Source organism: Paenirhizobium selenitireducens ATCC BAA-1503 (genome assembly GCF_000518785.1).
In the GTDB taxonomy this organism is placed as follows: Bacteria; Pseudomonadota; Alphaproteobacteria; order Rhizobiales; family Rhizobiaceae; genus Allorhizobium; species Allorhizobium selenitireducens.
Window position 1 is genome coordinate 23,964 of record NZ_JAEG01000017.1, and the last position, 21,044, is coordinate 45,007.

The window sequence follows — 21,044 nt, forward strand, 5'->3', positions numbered from 1 at the left end:
CACGCTACGAATATGACGAAGGTCAGAAAGGACCATCGAATGGTCAGTCTTGGTGGGCTCGCCCGCAAACTCTTCGGATCGGCCAACGAACGCCGCGTTCGCTCCTATCAGCCGAAGGTCGCCGCAATCAACGCTCTCGAAGAGAGCATGAAGGCGCTGTCCGACGAGGCTCTCGCCGGCAAGACGCAGGAGTTCCGCAAGATGCTGGCCGACGGCAAGTCGGTCGAAGACCTGCTCGTGCCGGCCTTTGCCGTTGCCCGCGAAGCCGCGCACCGCGCGCTCGGCATGCGGCCCTTCGACGTGCAGCTGGTCGGCGCCATGATCCTCAACGACAACTGCATCGCCGAGATGAAGACGGGTGAAGGCAAGACGCTGGTGGCAACGCTTGCCGTCTACCTGAACGCGCTCGCCGGCAAGGGCGTGCATGTCGTTACCGTCAACGACTACCTCGCCAAGCGCGACTCGATGACGATGGGCAAGCTCTACAGCTTCCTCGGCCTCACCACCGGCGTCATCGTCCACGGCATCACCGACGAGGAACGCCGCGCGGCCTATGCCTGCGACATCACCTACGCCACCAACAACGAACTCGGCTTCGACTATCTGCGCGACAACATGAAGTACGAGCGCGGCCAGATGGTGCAGCGCGGACACAATTACGCGATCGTCGACGAAGTGGACTCGATCCTGGTCGACGAAGCGCGCACGCCGCTGATCATTTCCGGTCCGCTGGACGACCGCTCCGATCTCTACACCACGATCGACGCCTTCATCCCGCTTCTGTCGGAGGAAGACTACGAAATCGACGAGAAGCAGCGTTCGGCCAACTTCTCGGAAGTCGGCACCGAAAAGCTCGAGAACCTGCTGCGCGAGGCGAACCTCCTGAAGGGCGTCTCGCTCTACGACGTCGAGAACGTGGCGATCGTCCACCACATCAACAACGCGCTGAAGGCCCACAAGCTGTTCTCGCGTGACAAGGACTACATCGTCCGCAACAACGAAATCGTCATCATCGACGAGTTCACCGGCCGCATGATGCCGGGACGACGTTATTCCGAAGGCCAGCACCAGGCGCTCGAAGCCAAGGAAAAGGTGCAGATCCAGCCGGAAAACCAGACGCTGGCCTCGATCACCTTCCAGAACTATTTCCGCATGTACGGCAAGCTCGCCGGCATGACCGGCACGGCCTCGACCGAAGCGGAAGAATTCCAGAACATCTACGGGCTCGACGTCATCGAGGTTCCGACCAACCTGCCGATCCAGCGTATCGACGAGGACGACGAGGTCTACCGGACGGCGGAAGAGAAGTTCAAGGCGATCATCGAGGAGATCAAGGACGCCCATAGCCGCAACCAGCCGGTTCTGGTCGGGACCACCTCGATCGAAAAGTCCGAACTGCTCGCCGCCATGCTGAAGCAGTCCGGCTTCGATAATTTCGCCGTGCTCAACGCCCGCTATCACGAACAGGAAGCCTACATCGTTTCCCAGGCCGGCGTTCCGGGCGCAGTGACGATCGCCACCAACATGGCCGGCCGAGGCACCGACATCCAGCTCGGCGGCAATCTCGACATGCGCCTCGAGCGCGAGCTCGAAGGCATGGAGCCGGGCCCCGAGCGCGACGCCAAGATCGCCGCCGCCCGCGCCGAAGTGGCCGAGCTCAAGGCCAAGGCGCTCGCCGCCGGCGGCCTCTACGTGATCGCCACCGAACGCCACGAGAGCCGGCGCATCGACAACCAGCTGCGCGGCCGTTCCGGCCGTCAGGGTGACCCGGGCCGCTCCAAGTTCTACCTGTCGCTGCAGGACGACCTGATGCGGATCTTCGGTTCCGACCGCATGGACTCGATGCTGCAGAAGCTCGGCCTGAAGGACGGCGAGGCGATCGTCCATCCGTGGATCAACAAGGCGCTGGAACGCGCCCAGAAGAAGGTCGAAGCCCGCAACTTCGACATCCGCAAGAACCTCCTGAAGTATGACGACGTGCTGAACGACCAGCGCAAGGTCATCTTCGAGCAGCGCATCGAGCTGATGGATGCGACCGACGTATCCGGCACGATCGAGGACATGCGCCACGAGGTCATCGAGACCATGGTGCGCACCCATATCCCCGAGCGCGCCTATGTCGAGCAGTGGGACGTGGCCGGCCTCAAGCAGCAGGTCGCCATAACCCTCAACCTCGACCTGCCGATCGACGCCTGGGCCGAAGAGGAAGGCATTGCCGAAGACGACATGGTCGCCCGGATCACCGAAGCGGCCGACAAGGCGATGGCCGACAAGGCCGAGCGTTTCGGCGACGAGATCATGGCCTATGTCGAGCGCTCCGTCGTGCTGCAGACCATCGACAACCTGTGGCGCGAGCACATCGTCAACCTCGACCACCTGCGCTCGGTCGTCGGCTTCCGCGGCTATGCCCAGCGCGACCCGCTGCAGGAATACAAGGCCGAGGCCTTCGAACTGTTCCAGGCGCTGCTCGCCAATCTGCGCGACGCCGTGACCACGCAAATGATGCGCGTCGAACTGGTGCGCGAGGCGCCGCCGGCCCCGGCCGTGCCGGAAATGGAAGGCCATCACGTCGACGCCACCACCGGCGAAGACGACTTCGGCGAAGGCTCGGCCTTTGCCGCGCTTCCCTTCGTCGCGCCGGAAAATCGCGACCCGAACGATCCCTCGACCTGGGGTCGGGTCGGCCGCAACGACGCCTGCCCCTGCGGCTCGGGCAAGAAGTACAAGCACTGCCACGGCGCCTACGAAACCGCCTGACCGTCGGGCATTCTCGGCAATCAACCCAGAAAAGGCGACCTCCCGGTCGCCTTTTTTCTTCGATGGCCTCGCCGGCGGACAGGCCGGCGGAACCGTTTCTTAACCGTGATCTGACAAGGTCGCTGCTGTTGTAATTGCGTCACCAGCGGGCCCTTGTTGTCGATCATGGCGGTCATCCACACAGCGGAGAAGATACTGCCGTCCGGCCTCCACCCGGCATTGCACAAGCTCGTCGCAGCCCTGGCCAGCAAGGACGAGACGGCGCGCGCCCAGCGCATGGCGCTGATCGCCTTTGCCATCCGCATCGTCTCCGCCGCCATCGCCTTTGTCTCCCAGATCGTCCAGGCCCGGCTGATGGGCGAGTTCGAATACGGCATCTTCGTCTTCGTCTGGGTGCTGGTCGTGCTGTTCGGCAACCTGTCGTGCCTCGGATTCCACACCGCCGTCATCCGCTTCCTGCCGCAATACGACGCCCGCGACGAACGCGACGAGATCCGCGGACTGACGATGACGGCGCGGGTCTTCGCCATCAGTTCGGCCAGCACGCTCGCCCTGATCGGCTTCCTCGTCCTGCATTTCTTCGGCGAAGCGATCCAGGCCTATTACATGGTTCCCCTGTTCCTCGGCCTGCTGGCCCTGCCGATGATCGCGCTGGGCGACGTGCTCGATGGCACGGCGCGGGCCAACAGCTGGCCGGTGGCGGCGCTGAGCCCGACCTATATCGTGCGCCCGCTGCTGATCCTCGGTTTCATGCTCGCCGCCGTCGCCTTCGGCGCGCCGCAGACCGCGACGACGGCGATGCAGGCGGCGCTGGCCGCAACCTATGTGACGAGTCTGGGCCAGTTCCTGACGATCGACCGCAGGCTGCAGGAACGCTTCGTCGCCGGACCGCGCAAGATCGATTTCCTCGCCTGGTTCAAGGTGGCGATCCCGATCTTCCTGATCGAGGGTTTTGGCTTCCTCCTCACCAATTCCGACGTCGTCGTGGTCGGGCTCTATCTCGAGCCGGACCAGGTGGCGATCTATTTCGCCGCCGCCAAGACCATGGCGCTGGTGCAGTTCGTCTTCTTCGCCGTCAAGGCCGCCGCCGCACCGCGTTTCTCGGCGATGATGGCCGACGACGACCTGCGTCCGCTCGCTGTCTTTGCCGGCACCACCGCCCGGTGGAGCTTCTGGCCGTCGCTGATGGTCGGCCTGGCCGTGTTGCTGGCCGGCAATCTTCTGCTGTCGCTGTTCGGCAATGCGTTTACCGCCGGCTACTGGCTGATGGCGATCCTGTTTGCCGGCAGCCTGTCGAAGGCGCTGGTCGGCCCGGGCGAAGTGCTGCTCACCATGGCCGGCAAACAGCAGCTGTGCGTGGCGGTCTATGTCGTGGCCCTCACCGCGAATATCGGTCTCAACATCACGCTGATCCCGCTCTACGGCCTGACCGGTGCGGCAACCGCCACCGCCGCCGCGATGATGATCGAGGCGATCCTGCTGCATGTCGCGGTGCGTTCGTCGCTCGGCATCGTGCTCTTTGCCTTCGCCGACCCGCTGGCGATCCTGAACAAGACGAGGATGTCCTGATCATGGGAGAACCACCGATCTACAACGAGAGCATGAACAGCAGCGCCAACCGCCTGGTCGGCAGCCTTGCAAGCGAGACGGAAGGCCGGCCCGCCGCCGACATCCGCCTCGACGTCGGCCGTCCCGGCCGGCAGCTCAGCCTTTATCCGGGCCGGGTCGGCTACGACCTGCAGGAGGAGCTCGACTTCCTCACCTACCGGGTGATGGAGGCGAACGTCTTCTTCGCGCCGCGTTTCCTCGCTCCCGCCATGCCGCGTCTCGACGACCGGCAGATCCGCTTCGCCGTCATCCGCGACGAGGATGCGCGCCGCAGCCGGGTGCGGCTGATGATGCCGTTCTCTGTCGAAAAGCCCGGCTTCTCCGTCGGCCCGTCGATCCTGCGCGTCTGGTCCAATCCGTTCGGGCCCCTCGGGACCCCACTGGTCGACGCGGAGGGCGCGGCCGAAACCATCGACAACATGCTGGAAGCGCTGGCCCGCCCGGACGCCAAGCTGCCCGGCATCCTCGTCCTGCCCGACTTGAGGCTCAACGGCCGCTTCACCCAGCTGATCAAGGCCGTGGCGATCGGCCGCGACCTGCCGCTGACGATCACCAATACCTTCGACCGGCCGATGCTTGAGAGCCAGGAGGACGGCGACACCTATCTCAAGACGACGATCTCGAAGAACCACCTGCGCGACATGCGCCGGCAGTTCCGCCTGCTGGGGGAACAGGGGCGCGTAAGCTACAATGTCGCCCGCCAGCCGGAGGAGATCCGCCGGCGCATGGAAGAGTTCCTGGCGCTGGAAGCGAGCGGCTGGAAGGGGCGCAAGCGCTCCGCCATGGTCATGGACCGTTTCCGCGCCGCCTTTGCCCGCGAGGCGATCACCAATCTGGCCGAAGTGGACGCCGTGCGCATCCACACGCTCGACCTGGACGGCCGGGCGATCGCCTCGATGGTCGTCTTCATCATGGCCGGCGAGGCCTATACGTGGAAGACCGCCTATGACGAGCGCTATGCCCGCTTTTCGCCCGGCAAGCTTCTGCTCGCCGACCTCACCGACTGGCATCTCGACGACCCGAACATCGAGCGCACCGACAGCTGCGCCGTGCCGGACCATCCGATCATGAGCCGCTTCTGGAAGGAGCGCGAGGAGATGGGAACGCTGCTGATCGGCTTGAGACCCAATGCCGACCGCGACATGCGCCAGGCCGCAACCCAGTTGCACATGTACCGCAACACCCGCAACCTCGCCCGCATCCTGCGCGACAAGATCCTGTCGCGCCGGTTCAACGACTGAGGCGACCGCCCTTGAGGATCATTCGGCGGCGATGGCCGGTTCGCGGTCGCGCAGCAGCCGGCGGATGACCTTGCCGCTGGTGGTGAGCGGCATCTCGGCGATGAACTCCACCTCGCGCGGATATTCGTGCATGGACAGCCGCTGCTTCACCCAGTTGCTGATTTCGACGGCGAGCGCCGGCGTCGGCAGATAGCCGTCGGCGACGACGACGAAAGCCTTGACGATTTCGGTGCGCAGCGGATCGGGCTTGCCGATCGCGGCCGCCAGCCTGACCGCCGGATGGCCGACCAGACAGTCCTCGATCTCGGCCGGGCCGATGCGGTAACCCGACGAGGTGATGACGTCGTCGTCGCGGCCGAAGAACTCGACATAACCCTCGGCATCCTGGCGCCCGAGGTCGCCGGTCTTCATCCAGTCGCCGACGAATTTTCGCGCGGTCGCCGGCTCGTCGTTCCAGTAGCCGAGGAACATCACCGGATCGGGCGTGGCGATCGCCACCTGGCCGGTGACGCCGGCCGGCACTTCACGGCCTTCGTCGTCGATGATCGCTACGCGATGGCCCGGTACGGCGCGGCCGATCGCCCCGCCCCTGGTGACGCCCAGATGGGCGGCGGAGCCGAGGACGAAATTGCATTCGGTCTGGCCGTAGAACTCGTTGGGCACGATGCCGAGCGTCGCCTTCACCCATTCATAGGTCTCGCGACCGAGCGATTCCCCGGCCGAGCCGATGCTGCGGAGCACGAGGTCGTATTTCTCCAGCGGCCGCTCGACCGACTTCAAGAGGCGCAGCGCGGTCGGCGGGATGAAGGCGTTCTTCACCTTCATCTCGGCCATGATGCGGAAGGCCATGTCAGGATCGAACTTCTGCGCCGGCGAGGAGACCACCGGCACACCGAGCATCAGCGCCGGAAGGAGCGCGTTGAGAAGCCCGCCCGCCCAGGCCCAGTCGGATGGCGTCCAGACCTTGTCGCCGGGCTTGGGCAGGAAATCATGCACCATCTGGAAGCCGGGAATGTGGCCCGGCAGAACCCGGTGGCCATGCAGCGCGCCCTTGGGCGGACCGGTGGTGCCCGAGGTGAAGATCATCAGCGCCGGCGTGTCCGGGCCCGTCTCGGCGACCTCGAAGACGGAGGGGTGGGCCTCGACGAGAGACGCGAAGGAATGCACGGCGCCGGGCGCGGCCCCGGTCGAGATCACGTGTTCGAGGGCCGGCAGGCGCGGACGGATTTCCTCCAGGCGCGAAAGACCGAAATCATTGGTGACGACGGCGCGGGCGCCGGCGGCGGAAAGCCGGTATTCCAAGGCCTCGACGCCAAACAGCAGCGCCAGCGGCAAGGCGATGGCCCCCATCTTGTAGATCGCCACATGGGCAATCACCGTCTCGAACGATTGCGGCAGGAGAAGCGCCACCCGGTCGCCGCGGGCGATGCCGAGCGCGGTCAGCGCATGGGCGAAGGCCGCCGATTTTGCCGAGAGTTGACCATAGGTCATCGACAGGTGCCGGCCGTCGGCCGAGAAATGCTCGAGGCAGACGCGGTCGGCATGCTGCACCGCCCAATCGTCGCTGACGGCACGGCCGATGTTGAAATCCGGCGGAATCTGCCACGAAAATCCGCTATAGATGGCTTCGTACGAACCTAATTCGGGCAGAAACATGCCGATTTCCCGCTAAATGACGAAGATTCTAGGTATCATTCCTTTCGCACATGCACAATGGACGTGAACGTGACCTGCCATCGCATCGGCTGGACAGTTTTTCCGGCCGCGTGCTAACGTCGTTTGGCGGGATATGCGGTAGGCGAAACAGCCGTCGCCGTCACCCCCGCCATATTCGAAATCGCATCCGACGAGCATGGAACGGGCAGAGATCATGACCAAAACGCCGACCGGCAAGAGCGTTCGACTGGCCCAGCCCGTCAAGCAGGTGACCATGGATGCGGGTCTTGTGCCGCAGAAGGCCGGACGCAAGCCAAGGCAGCCATCCGCCGAGGCGGATCCGACCAAGACCACGGTCAACATCTTCGCCCCCGTCCACCCTTCGGTGGCGGCGACGCGGCAGAAGATGAAGCAGCAGGCGGCCAAGACCGCAGCGGTCAGGCTCGGCGCGGCGATCGACGCCGGAGCGCTGCCGGCAGCGGAGGCCAAACATCTCTTGCTCGCGCGCATCGTCAAGAGCTTAGGCTCGGCCGAGGCGGCGGAAAAGTGGTATCGCAGCCACCGCTTAAGCGAACTCGGCGGCCGAACCCCGGCGCAGATGGTGCGCGCCGGCGAACTGAAGACTCTGCTCGAACACCTCGGCAAGGCGGCCGCGGCGAAGGCCTGAGGCGACCGATCCCGGCGGGACCGGGATCATTCGCCCCTCACCCGCACGGCCTGCGGCTGTCACGCCGCATCGAGCCGACCCTTGATATAGCGATATTCCTGCGTGATGCCGCCGAAGCCATAGGCTGCGGCCGAAACCTCGTGGACATGGACATAGCTCTCGGCATGCACGCCCCCTAAGGCTTCCCCCATGGCCGAAAACACCGCCGCCATGTAGTCGGCCAGTTCGCCCTTGGTGTTGGTGCCGTCGACCACCTTGATGTCGAGAAAGAAGCTCTCGACGCCTTGCGCGGCGAGCGACGGCCCGCCCGCGAACCAGTGGCTGGGATCGATATGGGAAATTGCGACCGCCGTCACCGTGGGATCCTTGCGCAAATGCTGACGGCTCAGCTCGGTGATCTTTCCGGCGATCCGGGCCGAGCGATCGGCGTTGGGAGCGGTAGAGACGGCAATGTTGATGATCGGCATAGTTCTTATCCTCTCTTGTCGGTGGCAGGGGCCAGCGGTCTGGCAAGCCAAGGAATGACAGAAGAGACGGATCGAAAAAATCGAATTGTTCTTTATTCACGTTTCGATAATATCGAAACATGGAAACGATCGACCCGGAACTGCTGCGTACCTTCCTTGCCTTCGCCGACACCGGATCGCTGACGCGGGCCGCGGCGATCGTCGGGCGTTCGCCATCGGCGATCACCGCGCAGATGCAGCGCCTGGAGGCGGTGATAGGCGATGCGCTCCTCGAACAGGCCGGCCGCGGCCGGACCCTGACGCCGACCGGCGAGGCGCTGGTCGGTCATGCGCGGCGGATCATCGCCGCCCATCGCGAAGCCCTGCTGAGCCTGAAAGGCGCACGGGCCGATGGCCGGATCGCCTTGGGATGCACTCAGGATTTCGCCGAAAGTGGCCTGCCGGACATCCTGCGGCTGTTTGCCGACACCCATCCGCGGCTGCGCCTTGATCTCAGGATCGGCCGGTCGGCGGAACTGGCCAGCGCCTTCGAGCGCGGCGAACTCGACCTGGCGCTGACCATGCGCAGCGGCGCATCGCCCGACGAACGCCTGGTGCTGCGCGAGCCCATGCTCTGGCTCGGCGCGGCCGAGTGCCTTAAGCGTGCCGGCGGCGAAGTACCGCTCGCCCTGCTCGACGCGCCGTGCGGCTTTCGCAATGCTGCCATTGCCGCCCTCGATGGTGCCGGCCGCCGCTACCGGATTGCCGCGACGAGCGCCAGCCTGTCGGGACTGGCGGCCGCCGTGAAGGCCGGAATTGCGGTCACCGCACGGACCGCGCGCATGGCGGGCGACGGGATCGCCCGGCTCGACGGCGCCTTCGACCTGCCGGCACTGCCGGAGGCGGAGTTTGCGCTGCGGCTGCGCCCGGACGCAGCAACGCCGGCGCGCGACCTGGCCGACCTGCTCATGGACATGCTGCCAAGTTTCGATCTGGGATAGGCCGGAGCAGCGGACCAGCGCGAGCGGAGACCGTCACCGCTCCCTCGCTTGACGATCGCAATCATGAGCACCCGAAATAGATCGAACCTACTTCGGGGCACGCCCCAAATAGGTGCCTAAGCACGGTCCCCGCGAACGCCCCCGCGTCGACCGCCTCCCGCGCCGCGCGAACTCGCTGGAATACCACTGCATTCAATCCAACTCTTTCTCCGCGTCAAACACCTTATACGTCACCGAAGGATCATCTTTTCGGCTACCACTCAGTTCTTCATAGAGATGGTGCGCAAACATCGCCCCCGCTCAGAACACCACCCAAAGCGGAACCCCAATTGCGCCGCCCAACGCTGCAATGCCGGCGTTGGCGCCTCCGAAGAGCGCAAAGGCCGCGCCCGCAGCGCCCAAACCGAGACGTTGCGGTGTGGATCGATTGTCCCATCCATATTTCTTGATTTGCGTATAGACGACCTTCAAGATCGGCCAAGTCACGCTCGCTCTATGGGTTATCAGAATGGCTTCCTTGGTCTTTCGCGCGACAGACATGTCCTTCTGGCGAAGCTCAAGCAGAGAACCGGCCCACATACGCAACGCCTCTCTCTCGGATGGCGGCGTGTTTTGCGCGAGTTGCACGGCGAGCTGCCGCTGACGGTCATTTTGCTCTGACATTCCCGTTCTCCTAAGGTGTTAGACCTATCGCCACAACAATGACCGCAGACAGCCCCCAAAACGATCGTCACGACGCCTTAGGTTTGATGGAGAAATCGCAGAGTGGTGCGGCCCCTAACGAATTTCCCTGCAGGACCATGGCGACTGTAAAGATTGAACAATTTCGGATTCGTGTCCTCTAGCGGCCTCGTAAAAATGCTCTGAGGAAAATACAGCATAAAAAAAGCCCGCCGAAGCGGGCCCTGAGACAAAAAGCTGAAACTGCCTTTTTAGAAACCGACGCGTTTGATGTCGCTTCGATGGTAGACCTTGCTCGCATTGCGGCTCCCCTCATGCGCAGGCTGCACACCGAGCTTTTCCAGGTCAAACCTCACTTTAATCGACCGCACTTGACGGGTTTTCGACAGATCGTCCAACACAACATATTTTTCGCGGAACTCGTTCAGCTCTTCGAGCAGCATCATGTCCATAGGCAAATTTGTTTTCTTGTGACGAACAATCGTCGCGGAAAGCACGCCAAGGTCGATAAGGTCTTTGATCGTCTCAACGCTCGTTCTCAGGAAAGCGGCGGCGTCCTTGCGGCCAAGATAATCTTCCTCGACACCTGTATCTGAGAGACCGTCAATTTCGTCCGGATCGACCGTGATATTGCACAACCCAAAAGCGGACCCATTCATATGGACCCGCTTCAATGTCCCGTCTAAAATTAAGGCGATGATCTCAGGGAAAATGCGGCGACACACTTTCGTTGCAGTAAGAATTGGAACGAGATTATATTTCGCCGATGGCTCGGTCACACGCGACCGGATGCGTTGGATGAAGTTGTTCACCTCAAGCTCAGATACCCATCTATATACTCTTGTCGAGGATGCGCCATTTGACGTGAAGGGCAGCATTCCCCCAATGAGCAGCGCTTCCATCTGAGTCATCGCGCACCCGAGACGCTCTGCAGCCTGTTTCGTCGTCAACTGCTGCGAGGCGGCTTCCAAAAGTGGATGCGCCTCATCTCGGTGGAAAACGATGCCCCGGCCCTTGAACGTGGCGATCACGCTCTTTCCGTCGTCCTGATTGACCAAAATGTCTCTGATCCGACCTTCCGAAATCCCGTACTCTTTGGCAGCAGTATAGGTTGTATGGACACGTCTTCTTGGAACGGGCTCCAGGAATGATTCACCTGGTGCCATGGGAAGATGGCACTCAGCGTGTTCCTGAAAAATTGCCCTAACCGAGCCAAAATCTCCGTCCGCCGACTCGTCGCGCAACCATCGAAGGGGCAGTGAGAACACCATAGGGTACTTAGTCGCGCGACCAATGACCTTCACGACGTAGGCGGTCAAGAACTTCCAAATTGATTCCCGCCCCTCGCACGCGATGCTGTAGCCTGAAGCAAGGCACTCAGGGTTCGCCATTCCGAGCGGGACGTGCTCAGAAATTTTGTTATCTACCATTTTCTGCTTGAGCGCACCCAAAACCGAACAAAGTTCCGCAGCGACGTAAAGTGGCAAGCTATCGAGATATGATCCGCTGGTCCGCCCAAGCAAACGGTCAGAAAAGTATTTGCTGTGAGGTGAGGGATTATTCTCTTCTTGCTTAGGCTTGGTTGTTGCCACGAAATCGCGGAGGTCTAGCAGGTCGAAATCCACTGGAAGCTCAGCAAGGCGTACACCGTGGTCCGGGCAGTCCGAGATCATGTTGAAGCGCCACGTTGCCCGCATATAGATGCGGGCGTTGGGCTGATCGGTTCCTTGTTCCAGATCATGTGCGAAGCAATGAGGGCAGTATCTGCGGCTGCTGCCCCGCAGTTGCGTTTTTCTGACTTGATCAAAGCCAAACTCAACTACCGATGCCGAACGGCTAGCGAATTTCATCAAGTCAGCAGACCCGACGCCGGTCCAATCTACGAGCCGATCCAGATGCTGTTCGTTCATGGTGGCGATTGCGGCGCGAGGTACACCGGTGAACCCGCAGAATTCTGCGAGAGAATAGAAACTGTTGGCTCGTGCGGTTCGTGCCATCAGACTTTCAGGCGTTTCGTCCTTGTGAAACAGCACGCAGGTCGGGAGACATCGGGTATCACTCATTTACGCCTCCCACGACCAGAACCGGCACCGATATGAGATGTAGAATTCTCTCGAACTATCGATTTCCAATCATCCGTCGTGAATGGATTGTCCCGCTTCAGATTGGCATTTCGGGCTTTGTAAACCACCGCCAAGTCGTCCATGGTGACCGCCTCTCTCTTCTGATCCAGAGCCCTGAAGCAAGCTTCGCGGACAAGGAGAATCAAAGTTGCAAACTCTCCCCCTGCTGCGACGATCAGTCGTCCAGGGACCTCATCGTCGTTGGACCATTCACAACGGAGGCCAGCGTGGTCGCAAACGATCATTGACACGACCTTCTCCATCGCAGTCACCGTTTTTGCCTGCACCTCCATCAGGTTAAGGTACTGCACCTGAGACCGATTCTTGACCTCTTTGCTTTCCAGGAAGTCGACGACGTCCGGCATCCCTGAAACAATTAAGTGCAGCGGCCAGCCGTCAATTTGTGTGAGACTCTTAACGGCATCCTGCACCTTACCAATCGCGAGGTCGGTATCTCCCACGGTTACATGTTGCATCTCATCAAGGTGAAGGTAGAGAATCTCTTGGTGACGCAATTGCCGTTTCACCATTCTCCAGAGTGTGGGGGCGTTCGGTCTACCTCCAACCGTAATGTTCCAGTTGTCGAGGATGGCTTCAGCCAATGCTTTCGGTGAGCAATCACTCTCGCAATCCATACTCAACAAGCGCGGCCGCACCTTGCCGTTGACATCGATACGGGGCTGGAACGCATCCATCGTTGAAAAAAGGCGCTTGAGAGAATGACTTTTTCCAGTATTAGATTCCCCAATTACGAAAAGAATTGGCATCTTGGAGCCACCTCCTTTCAGCGCGCGTTCCGCATTTTCCGTGAATCGCGTCATGAGGTCTTCCAGCTCTCGGTCCTTTGGCTGCAAGATGTACTGTAGCTCGATGTAGAGCTTGCGGTCCTCAATGGACATGTCGCTGAAATCGGTCATTAGTTGTAATCTCCGAACTGGGAATCGTCGTCGTCTTCGTCAAATTCAGCCGCGAGATCGTCGACTTTGGGTTCGGCTGACGGTGTAGCCTCAGGCTCGTTCTTCTTCTTCTTCTTTTTCTTGGCTTCTTTGACGGGCAACACACCAGCAGGAAGTTCGTCAACACGGCCTTGGAGAAGAGGCGTTTCCTGGCGCGCAGGAGTAGCCAGAAGTGCCAGTTCACCAGCTTCTGCCTTCGTGATGGCGCGGCCTTCGAAGAGCCTCGCAGTGGCGCGAGACATGTCTTCGGCACTGCGCGTATGTGGGGAAATACCGCCACGCATAGCAGCAGCATCTACGACGCTGTTTACCCAGTTGATGCCGTCATACATGGTGGGCGTGGAGCGCGCTGATCGCTCTTCGTTTAGCCGCTCAAGTTCCTTTTTCGCCAAGTACCATTCTTCGAGGCAAATATACGGAGGTACTCCAATGCAATTTCCGACCGTCAACCATCCATCCTCAGTGTGGACGGAAATCGATTCCAAGTCGCGAGGATGGAAGCGGACGGGGAAGAGCTTCTTCGAACCGTGCTTACGGCGGTACGACTGGAGTTCATCGGAGTTGTATGGAATGCCGTGAAGGACGATGCCTTCGCTGCGGATAATCTTGTCCTTCTTCACTCCGAAGATGTGACGTTTTTCGTGTCGACCAGGAACTGGGCGCATCGGATAGGTACGCTTCTTCAATTCCCACGCCTCATAGGGCGTCAATCCGTTCAGGCGGGCACTAGGAGTGTTCATGAACACATCGCAAAGCCAGCGATAAACGATCACCATGAACTCGTCGACGATGAGGGTTGCATTGGCGACGGAATCGTAGTCGCGTCGTTCGACAACGTTGGAAAACGTGCGACCATCGAAATACGACATCAAGTCTTTCGCAAATGTCTTGAACAGCGATTCGATGAATGGTCGTTTCCATGCTTGCCCCGCTGGTGGTCGGGTCAGACATACGCTGCTCATGAGGAAGGCATCGCGTGTGATGTCAGCGATGTAAGGCGTCCCGTTGTCGGTGAATACGTTCTCCGGTCGCACTTTTGCGGCCCAATGCGTCTTTGCACCCACCAGGTTCGAAATGTGCGTCTTGTCCGACATCACCATTTCGAGGGCCTCAACTACGGCGGAAGCACAAGGCTTTCGGGTTGCCTTCAGCGCCAAAGGCATGCCGGTCGCGGCGTCAATTGCGCCCACGAACCAAATGCGCTGGGGTTTGTCTGCTGCGGCTTTTTCCAGGGCGGTCTGAAATTTGGCAGGAAGACGCAACCAGACGCCGGTTTCCTTCATCAGGGTAATGCAATCGACATTCCAGTCGTCGAATTCGACCCGCTCACCAGGGCGCACTACGTCATAAGAATCCACTTTCGGCTTGTAGACTGCATGAGCGTAAGGCTCGCCTTCGTGAGCAGCGAGAATGTCGAAGGCCCTCAGCTGTTTAATCATATTCTCAAAGCGCTTACGCTCGACAAAGATCAGTTTGGATTGGTCTTCAGTTCGCGCCTTGTTGGCTTCGTGGATGCGGGCGTTCGCGATTTTCCGTGCCTTGGACATCGGTACTTTGCGTTTCGAAGCAAATTCGGCAGCAGCCTGCCGCCAGATCGCATAGCTTTCGGCGCATTCGACCTGCAGGTGACGGCGTTTCGGCCCCTTCTGCTGGGGAATGAGTGCACGCACATCGTCTCCACAGCTTTCATATTTGCTAACGTAAGAGTTGAAGCTGCGAACTGTTGGCACTTCAAAGCCGTTGGTCTTCTTACCGGCACGTTTCTTTCGTACTTTCCCGGTCTCTTCGTTTTCTTCCTTCTGAAGCAGCTGATATTCGATGGTCCACCTCAGCAACAGCTCTTCCAATGAACGCCCGCCAGGCATTTCCGCTGCTGGTTTCAGACTGCGGGGCACATACTCCCCTACCTCGGCGCACCAGGCACGGTGCTCCAAGATGAGGAATTCGTGGTAGCGAGCAATAGCGACAGCGTCAGGTTTGAAGTCATCGACGCTTTTGTTCCCGAAACGCTCGTAAGCCTTCGAACCCACCTTGGTATGAAACCCAGGGTAAAACTGCGCACGACCCTCATCGATTGCGAGTTCGATTTCGGTATGTTTGATGCGCCTGTGCGTCATCGGATCGTTCTCGTGAAAGAACAATGTATCCGTCGCGCGGTACGAAATCGCGATGAGGGGTGTGCCCTCATAAACGAAACGGTCGCTCGGCGTCATGAGGGGGATTGAAGGTGTGCTTTCCGGAACGGGACGCAGTTCAAGCTTGCCGTTGGCGTCAGAGTTGTCAGTCATGTTGTCCTCCTTGGACATAGCTTCGCCGTGCTCCGAAAGGGGCTCGAAGTGGCTGGGATGGAATGGGTTGTTGGCTAAGGGGCGATTAGATTTCGACCGTGAACCAGGTCAGCTCGTTGATGAGACCCGGGTCGGGCTTTAGGTACCCGAGATCGATCAGCCGCCATATCGCTGCGGTGCGAGACGGGCGGTCCATGCCAGGCGTGTACATCTGGTAGAAGCACACCTTGGTCTTGGCTCGCTGCTGAAGCTCATCCAGCAGGGTTTGAACGTGATGGTCGTCGTGCAACTCTCGATAAAACAGGATGCTATCGGCGTTGCGCACGACCCACCAAGGAACATCCTGCTCGGTCATGATCGTCAGTTTATGAAAACGATCACGATACGCGGGCAGCATACCCTTAAAGACGGCCTCGACTTCTGCCCTCTTCTTCTCCTGTTTGACGGCAACGGCCTCCCAACGGCCGCGTTTATCACGGACGCAATAGTCGATGGTGTGTTTGTGAAGCACGCCTTCCTCGTCATGATACTCAACTGTCATGAACTGCGAGCGCACCTCGACAACGCCGGGCTGGGCTTTCAGGAACGAGGCAACCTTTTTCTCAGTGCCGCTTTCGTGCTGCACCTCGCGATTGTTGAACACGGACGAACCGTTCGTGTTCAACAGATGCTTAGGAGTAACGTTACGCACACCCTCGTGGCGCAGCGGCTCAACCCACAGCATCGGTTCGCCGTCAATCAGAGTGGGGGAATGGGGATTGCTTACCATCGCGTCGTACGCATCCCGACGATTGCATCCTTGTCCGCGTCCGATCCGGTGTCCTGGAACACCTCAAATCGAGAGCGAATGTCGGCTCCAGCACCGGAGCGCAATTCGGTCAGAATGGCACGACGCACCAACACGTGGTGCAGCACATTTTTGGATGGGCGCATAGATACCTCCTGGGCGCACATGGGTGGCAGCCCATCCGGAGGTAGAGGACACGGTGTCCTTACTTCAGATGGAGCTGAGGAAGGTCTTTCCTAGATTGGCGATGCGTATCATCGTGGGGCTCCGTGTTTTAAACTGGGGCAGAAGATAGTCAGAAGCGGTACCGCGAGTCTAGCGGGGGAAAATCACCAGCTCAACTTATGGTTAATAAAACTGTAAAAAGCTGTGATAGCTGTGAAATCCATTTGATCGGTGGCGCTTTTATTGTTGTGCCAGTGGCTGAGGCGATATATTCTTCAGATGACGCGAGCCAAGTTGCTCAATTGCGCTGAAGAGAAGAGCGAAACGCTACGTTAGCGATTATCTGCGAAATGCTCATCCTCGGAATTACGCGAGGGTCCTATGGCGCAACAATCTCAATCGCAGATCAAACACTATTCCGCTGGTGTATATGAGCACGACGGGAAGATTTGGTATTTTTTCCGAGTCGATGGCGCGCTAAGTGGACCTTACGTTACCCTTGAGGAGATGCAAAAATATCTGTTACAGAAAGTGCCGATGGGGAACCTTTCCGTGTTCGATACGATTGCTCAGGTCAAAGGGTTGCTGCCTGCGGGTGCCGCCGTATGGGCCGAGTTCCTGGAGGGTGTATACGATGGCTTTCGATGGGGCGAATCAAACCCCGGCGGACGAACGAAGCGGATCGATGACTCTACCAAGCTTATCGCACAGCTGCAGAAAGCCAATGCCAGTCCGACCCCATGATTGATTTATAGCATATGGCGTTTTGGATTTGGTATTTGAACTCGCCTGCGGGTAGGCAGAGGAGACCTGACAGAACTTCAGGGTCATCAATATTCAGTGCAGCGCCTTTTCCATGGGCGATTTCGATACGTGTCCAGGTCTCGACAAGAGAACGCATGTTGTCCCTCTCTCGCTTTTCCTCATCGGTCGCTGTTGTCTCGAACCACTCCGAATGCTGATCCAACCAGTAGTTTAGTACCCTGACGTCTCCCGTAGATGCATGGCATCTTAACTGCTCAATAGGGGAGTTTTCGCGGTAAGAGTGGTCGTTCGACATGCCAGTTCCTCATTTTTTCGCACATTGTAAGCGTGAGTCGAGTTCTCGTCGGCGGCAAGTTGAATTGGCGGGGCGACATGTTGGAGCCTAGCCCTCCCAAGAGTACATGAAATTTTACAGGTCTTTGCGGCAGCCCCAAGAGCACTTCGCGGAGTGGGGCCCTCGGCATTCGCGATCCCTTGTATTATTCAACGAACCCAAGGCAGATCGCAATTTCAGTATGACGGGTCGGCCTGGGAATGTCTTGTTCCAGCAGAAATGCGACAGGCAAATGCATGGGACTCGTTCGCTTGAGCGCTAGCTTCTCGTCAACGTAAATCCATTGCTCGCGCGATGCGCTTTCTCTGCCCTATTATATCAATCGGCGATTGATTCGGGGTGTCGCGTGCTGGAAGTCGACAAGAAACGTGAGGCAACGGCCTCGATCCGGGGATATTTCTACCAGCTCGATGCTGCGTTGCTCGATATTCTGGCTGCTGGCTTGGATGACAAGGTTGTTATTGAGGGTATCGAGGATTTCGACCGCTATTCTGCCGACGGGGTCACCTACAATCAGGTGAAGTATTACGAAGCTCAATGCTTGACCGATTCCATTTTGCGGGACCCCCTCCACAAGCTTTTCCAGCATTTTCACGGGTTGAAGAAGGGAGCGAGAGCCGGTCGGAAATACGTACTCTACGGCCACTACAAGGAGATAAAAATCGCGCTCGACCCTTTGACCGTCGAGCGGTTTAAGGAGGTAATGACCTATTTGAAGGTCGAGGAAGACAAATCTAGAACGAAGAAGTCTCACCTTGATGGCCTCGACGTCGCTGACGATGTTATTGAGTCATTCTGTCGGATTTTCGAGATCAGGCCCGCAAAAGAATTCGGGGCACAACGAGCCGAGGTCGTTTCTCAACTCCGAACCAATCAAAGAGTAACAGAGGTCGAGGCTAGTGGTTTTCACTATCCCAGAGCCTTCGATTTTGTCGCAACGCTGGCGACGAAAAAAAATCATCTTGATCGCTCGACCAGTCTTCGGGAGCTGCAAGACCACCTCAAAGGCACGCAGGCCGTCCACCACAGCTGGTTGCTACGTGAGAAGGAGACCGCAGCGTATGGGCGGTTCATGCGTGATCTTTATTTCTCGCAGCAGAACACGGCTGGCGTCATTCGAGTATTCATTCTCGAAGTTGATAAAAATACTGGTGGGCAAATGGTCGCTGATCAGGTGCTTGAGATCGCGAAGAAGTGGAGTTCCGCCGATAGTCCGAGAACCCCGAATAATGATCGCCATGCACCGTTTGTGATGTTGCGCAATGCCGGGGAAGAATTAATTCAAGAAGTGAAAAACTCGTTTTACGAGCAAGGTGTGGAGTTCGTCGACGGTCACCCGTACCGTGGCTCGCCATTCCGTGTAGAGCACGCGCAAACGCCCCAGACCAAGGAAAGAGCGGTAGCGGTTAGATTCGTCGACAATCTCGATCAGTTAACCGCCTCGCTGGACGGCATGGGTCGAAAGCCACGTCGTATCTACGATTTCTTCATTAGCACACCGATGCCATTGAATCTGGTTGGGGCAAATGTTCGAGGTTTCTCGATCCCCATCAGTGACCTTTCGTTTATCAAGAAGATTGTTTGAGGAGGGATAAGTGACTGAAGAGATTGCCAACGCAGAGGTAATTGCCGTTTATCCGAACAAGGTCAGGGTTTCGGTCGACAACCTTCTGGATTTTCAGAAGGCCGTGGACTCCCTTCGGGTGGGCTCGTTTCTAAAGGTTTCCGACAACGATAATGTTTCGCTGATCTGTATCATCGAAAGCTTTTCTATTGAAATGAGAGCGGTCGATGGCGGAGCGGATTCCAAACGTGTCTACATGATTGACGCCTATCCCCTTGGCACCCTTAAAGACGGGAGATTCAATCGCGGGGGTGATGAATTAGCCATTCCGCCCAAAAAGGTCGTTCCGGCAACGAAGGCCGAGATCGCAGCAATATATGCCGATGCCTTCAAAGCCGAGGATCGTTTCTGTTTTTCATCGTTGACCAGGCAGCGCGACATCAACGTTCCAGTCCATGGCGACCGGTTCTTCAATAAGCACATCGCCGTCGTGGGGGCGTCGGGCTCAGGCAAATCGTCGAGCGTGTCTTCGATCTTGCAGAAGGCCATATCTGCGAAGAATGGAGAATATCAGGGCCTCAATAATTCCCATATCCTCATCTTCGACCTTCACTCAGAATACGCGGCCGCGTTTCCCAACGCCCAGGTGATTACCGTCGATGATCTCGTTCTGCCATATTGGCTCCTCAACGAAGAAGAGATGGAGGATATGTTCCTGGAGTCCGGGGACAACAACAATTACAACCAAGAGGCCTTACTGCGCGCGATCATCACTGTGGCGAAGCGGGTTGCCAATCCAACAGTGGCAAAGGTTAATTTTGACAGCCCACTTCGGTACGATATCGATCATCTGGCAAACGCGCTACGAACACTGACGCGCGAAAAGATCGATAGCGATAATTCCCTGATCATCAAGCTCAAGGATGGCACGCAGAAAGAATTCGTCGACACTGACGACCAACTCACTCACTACTGCACGGAGAAATACGAGTTTGCGATCAAGGCAACTGGCGTAAAAAAGGGGCACTATGCGGACGGAAGCATCGACAAATTCGAGAGACGCGTAAGATCGAAAATCACCAACTCCCGCTTAGGGTTCCTTTTTGGTGACAAGGCGAAGAACGCCAGCTTAGAGGATGTCCTTAGGCAGTTTACCGGCTACAGAGAAAAGCTCGAAACAAACGTCACCATCATCGACCTCAGCGGCATACCATTCGAATTGTTGAGCATCACCGTCTCACTGATCTCCCGACTGATGTTTGATTTCTGCTATTTCGCGCGGCGAGCTGAGAGCTTGACCGAGCAGCCGTTCCTGATGGTGTATGAGGAGGCGCACAAATACGCACCCAAGAGCGGTCTTGCCCGCTACAAGGCGTCGCTCGCGGCAATCGAGCGGATTGCTAAGGAGGGACGCAAATACGGGATCAGCCTTCTGATTTCGAGCCAACGCCCCTCTGAAATTTCCGAAACCATATTTTCGCAGTGCAGCAACTTCCTGGCGATGCGCCTCACGAATCCCGACGACCAAGCCTATGTGCGGCGACTGCTACCGGACACCCTCGGCAATCTTACTGAGGGCATGCCCGCGCTTGAGCAAGGGGAAGCTCTTCTGATTGGCGATGCCGTCATCATGCCTTGCGTCGTGTACGTTGAGAAATGTGACCCTGAACCAGCTTCGAGCGACGTGAAATATCTGACGCTTTGGAAGGAGCAGTGGAACGGCATTGATTTCAGTAAGCGGGCGAACAACTGGCGTGGATGAGGGCTGAGACTGACAGTTCTGAGACGGAACCAGGTCCTACGAGACTGATAGCCGTACACGTCCAAAGGACAACGCAGTTATATTGGAAATCCTGTTCGTTGGCGGCTTGGAAATTCGAGTGCGTTGCTGGCAAGCAAGATGGACCGAAGGCCTCCGCGCGGTTAGGTCTCGTCCCTGTCGCGGTCGAGAAGAATGTTCTTATTTCTTGATCTTCCCGTTTTCAGACGGAACCGGTTTGGATTA

At 58.6% G+C, this 21,044-nt stretch carries 15 protein-coding genes; 8 read left to right on the forward strand and 7 right to left on the reverse strand.

What is annotated here, in order from left to right; translation table 11 throughout:
• Positions 1 to 39: 39 nt before the first annotated feature.
• From secA to L867_RS0118570, 3 genes are all read left to right on the forward strand, one after another.
• On the forward strand, positions 40 to 2,757 hold the full coding sequence (secA, locus tag L867_RS0118560) for a preprotein translocase subunit SecA (RefSeq protein ID WP_028738264.1): 2,718 nt from the start codon (positions 40 to 42) through the stop codon (positions 2,755 to 2,757).
• Positions 2,758 to 2,922: 165 nt separating this feature from the next.
• Positions 2,923 to 4,326, forward strand: coding sequence for a lipopolysaccharide biosynthesis protein (locus L867_RS0118565; protein ID WP_028738265.1), 1,404 nt, complete (start codon positions 2,923 to 2,925; stop codon positions 4,324 to 4,326).
• Positions 4,327 to 4,328: 2 nt separating this feature from the next.
• Positions 4,329 to 5,606: a GNAT family N-acetyltransferase gene (locus L867_RS0118570; RefSeq protein WP_104367995.1), complete on the forward strand. Its 1,278-nt coding sequence runs from the start codon at positions 4,329 to 4,331 to the stop codon at positions 5,604 to 5,606.
• A gap of 18 nt (positions 5,607 to 5,624) precedes the next feature.
• Here L867_RS0118570 and L867_RS0118575 read toward each other — a convergent pair whose 3' ends face one another.
• Positions 5,625 to 7,262 carry an AMP-binding protein gene (locus L867_RS0118575; RefSeq protein WP_028738267.1) on the reverse strand — a complete coding sequence of 546 codons (1,638 nt, stop codon included), beginning with the start codon at positions 7,260 to 7,262 and terminating at the stop codon, positions 5,625 to 5,627.
• 214 nt (positions 7,263 to 7,476) lie between these two features.
• Here L867_RS0118575 and L867_RS0118580 point away from each other — a divergent pair, with 214 nt between their 5' ends.
• On the forward strand, positions 7,477 to 7,929 hold the full coding sequence (locus L867_RS0118580; protein ID WP_146086564.1) for a hypothetical protein: 453 nt from the start codon (positions 7,477 to 7,479) through the stop codon (positions 7,927 to 7,929).
• A 59-nt stretch (positions 7,930 to 7,988) separates the two neighbouring features.
• Here the strand turns inward: L867_RS0118580 and L867_RS0118585 are convergent, their stop codons facing one another.
• Positions 7,989 to 8,396, reverse strand: coding sequence for a tautomerase family protein (locus L867_RS0118585; protein WP_028738269.1), 408 nt, complete (start codon positions 8,394 to 8,396; stop codon positions 7,989 to 7,991).
• A 119-nt stretch (positions 8,397 to 8,515) separates the two neighbouring features.
• Between L867_RS0118585 and L867_RS0118590 the strand changes: the two genes are divergently transcribed.
• Positions 8,516 to 9,376 (forward strand): LysR substrate-binding domain-containing protein, encoded by an 861-nt coding sequence (locus tag L867_RS0118590; RefSeq protein ID WP_028738270.1) that lies wholly within the window; start codon positions 8,516 to 8,518, stop codon positions 9,374 to 9,376.
• Positions 9,377 to 9,676: 300 nt separating this feature from the next.
• On the opposite strand, the gene L867_RS0118595 is transcribed toward L867_RS0118590, so the two are convergent.
• The 5 genes from L867_RS0118595 to L867_RS0118615 form a co-directional block, all read right to left on the reverse strand.
• Positions 9,677 to 10,039 carry a hypothetical protein gene (locus tag L867_RS0118595; RefSeq protein ID WP_028738271.1) on the reverse strand — a complete coding sequence of 121 codons (363 nt, stop codon included), beginning with the start codon at positions 10,037 to 10,039 and terminating at the stop codon, positions 9,677 to 9,679.
• 269 nt (positions 10,040 to 10,308) lie between these two features.
• On the reverse strand, positions 10,309 to 12,120 hold the full coding sequence (locus L867_RS0118600; protein ID WP_084638628.1) for a TniQ family protein: 1,812 nt from the start codon (positions 12,118 to 12,120) through the stop codon (positions 10,309 to 10,311).
• A complete protein-coding gene (locus tag L867_RS0118605; protein WP_028738273.1) occupies positions 12,117 to 13,097 on the reverse strand; it encodes an ATP-binding protein in 981 nt (326 codons plus the stop codon). The genes L867_RS0118600 and L867_RS0118605 overlap by 4 nt, the downstream gene beginning before the upstream one ends.
• Entirely contained in the window at positions 13,097 to 15,424 is a 2,328-nt protein-coding gene (locus L867_RS0118610; protein ID WP_028738274.1) for a Mu transposase C-terminal domain-containing protein, read from the reverse strand. Before L867_RS0118610 ends, L867_RS0118605 begins: the two co-directional genes overlap by 1 nt.
• An 85-nt stretch (positions 15,425 to 15,509) precedes the next feature.
• Positions 15,510 to 16,193, reverse strand: coding sequence for a PDDEXK family nuclease (locus tag L867_RS0118615; protein ID WP_028738275.1), 684 nt, complete (start codon positions 16,191 to 16,193; stop codon positions 15,510 to 15,512).
• A 564-nt stretch (positions 16,194 to 16,757) separates the two neighbouring features.
• Between L867_RS0118615 and L867_RS0118625 the strand changes: the two genes are divergently transcribed.
• The 3 genes from L867_RS0118625 to herA all read left to right on the forward strand — a co-directional run bounded on the left by L867_RS0118625 (position 16,758) and on the right by herA (position 20,801).
• On the forward strand, positions 16,758 to 17,120 hold the full coding sequence (locus L867_RS0118625; protein WP_028738276.1) for a hypothetical protein: 363 nt from the start codon (positions 16,758 to 16,760) through the stop codon (positions 17,118 to 17,120).
• Positions 17,121 to 17,821: 701 nt separating this feature from the next.
• Complete coding sequence (locus L867_RS0118630) at positions 17,822 to 19,060, forward strand: DUF4297 family anti-phage-associated protein (protein ID WP_028738277.1); 1,239 nt, start codon at positions 17,822 to 17,824, stop codon at positions 19,058 to 19,060.
• Positions 19,061 to 19,070: 10 nt separating this feature from the next.
• Positions 19,071 to 20,801 carry an anti-phage-associated helicase HerA gene (gene herA, locus L867_RS0118635; protein WP_028738278.1) on the forward strand — a complete coding sequence of 577 codons (1,731 nt, stop codon included), beginning with the start codon at positions 19,071 to 19,073 and terminating at the stop codon, positions 20,799 to 20,801.
• The last annotated feature ends 243 nt before the right edge of the window (positions 20,802 to 21,044 follow it).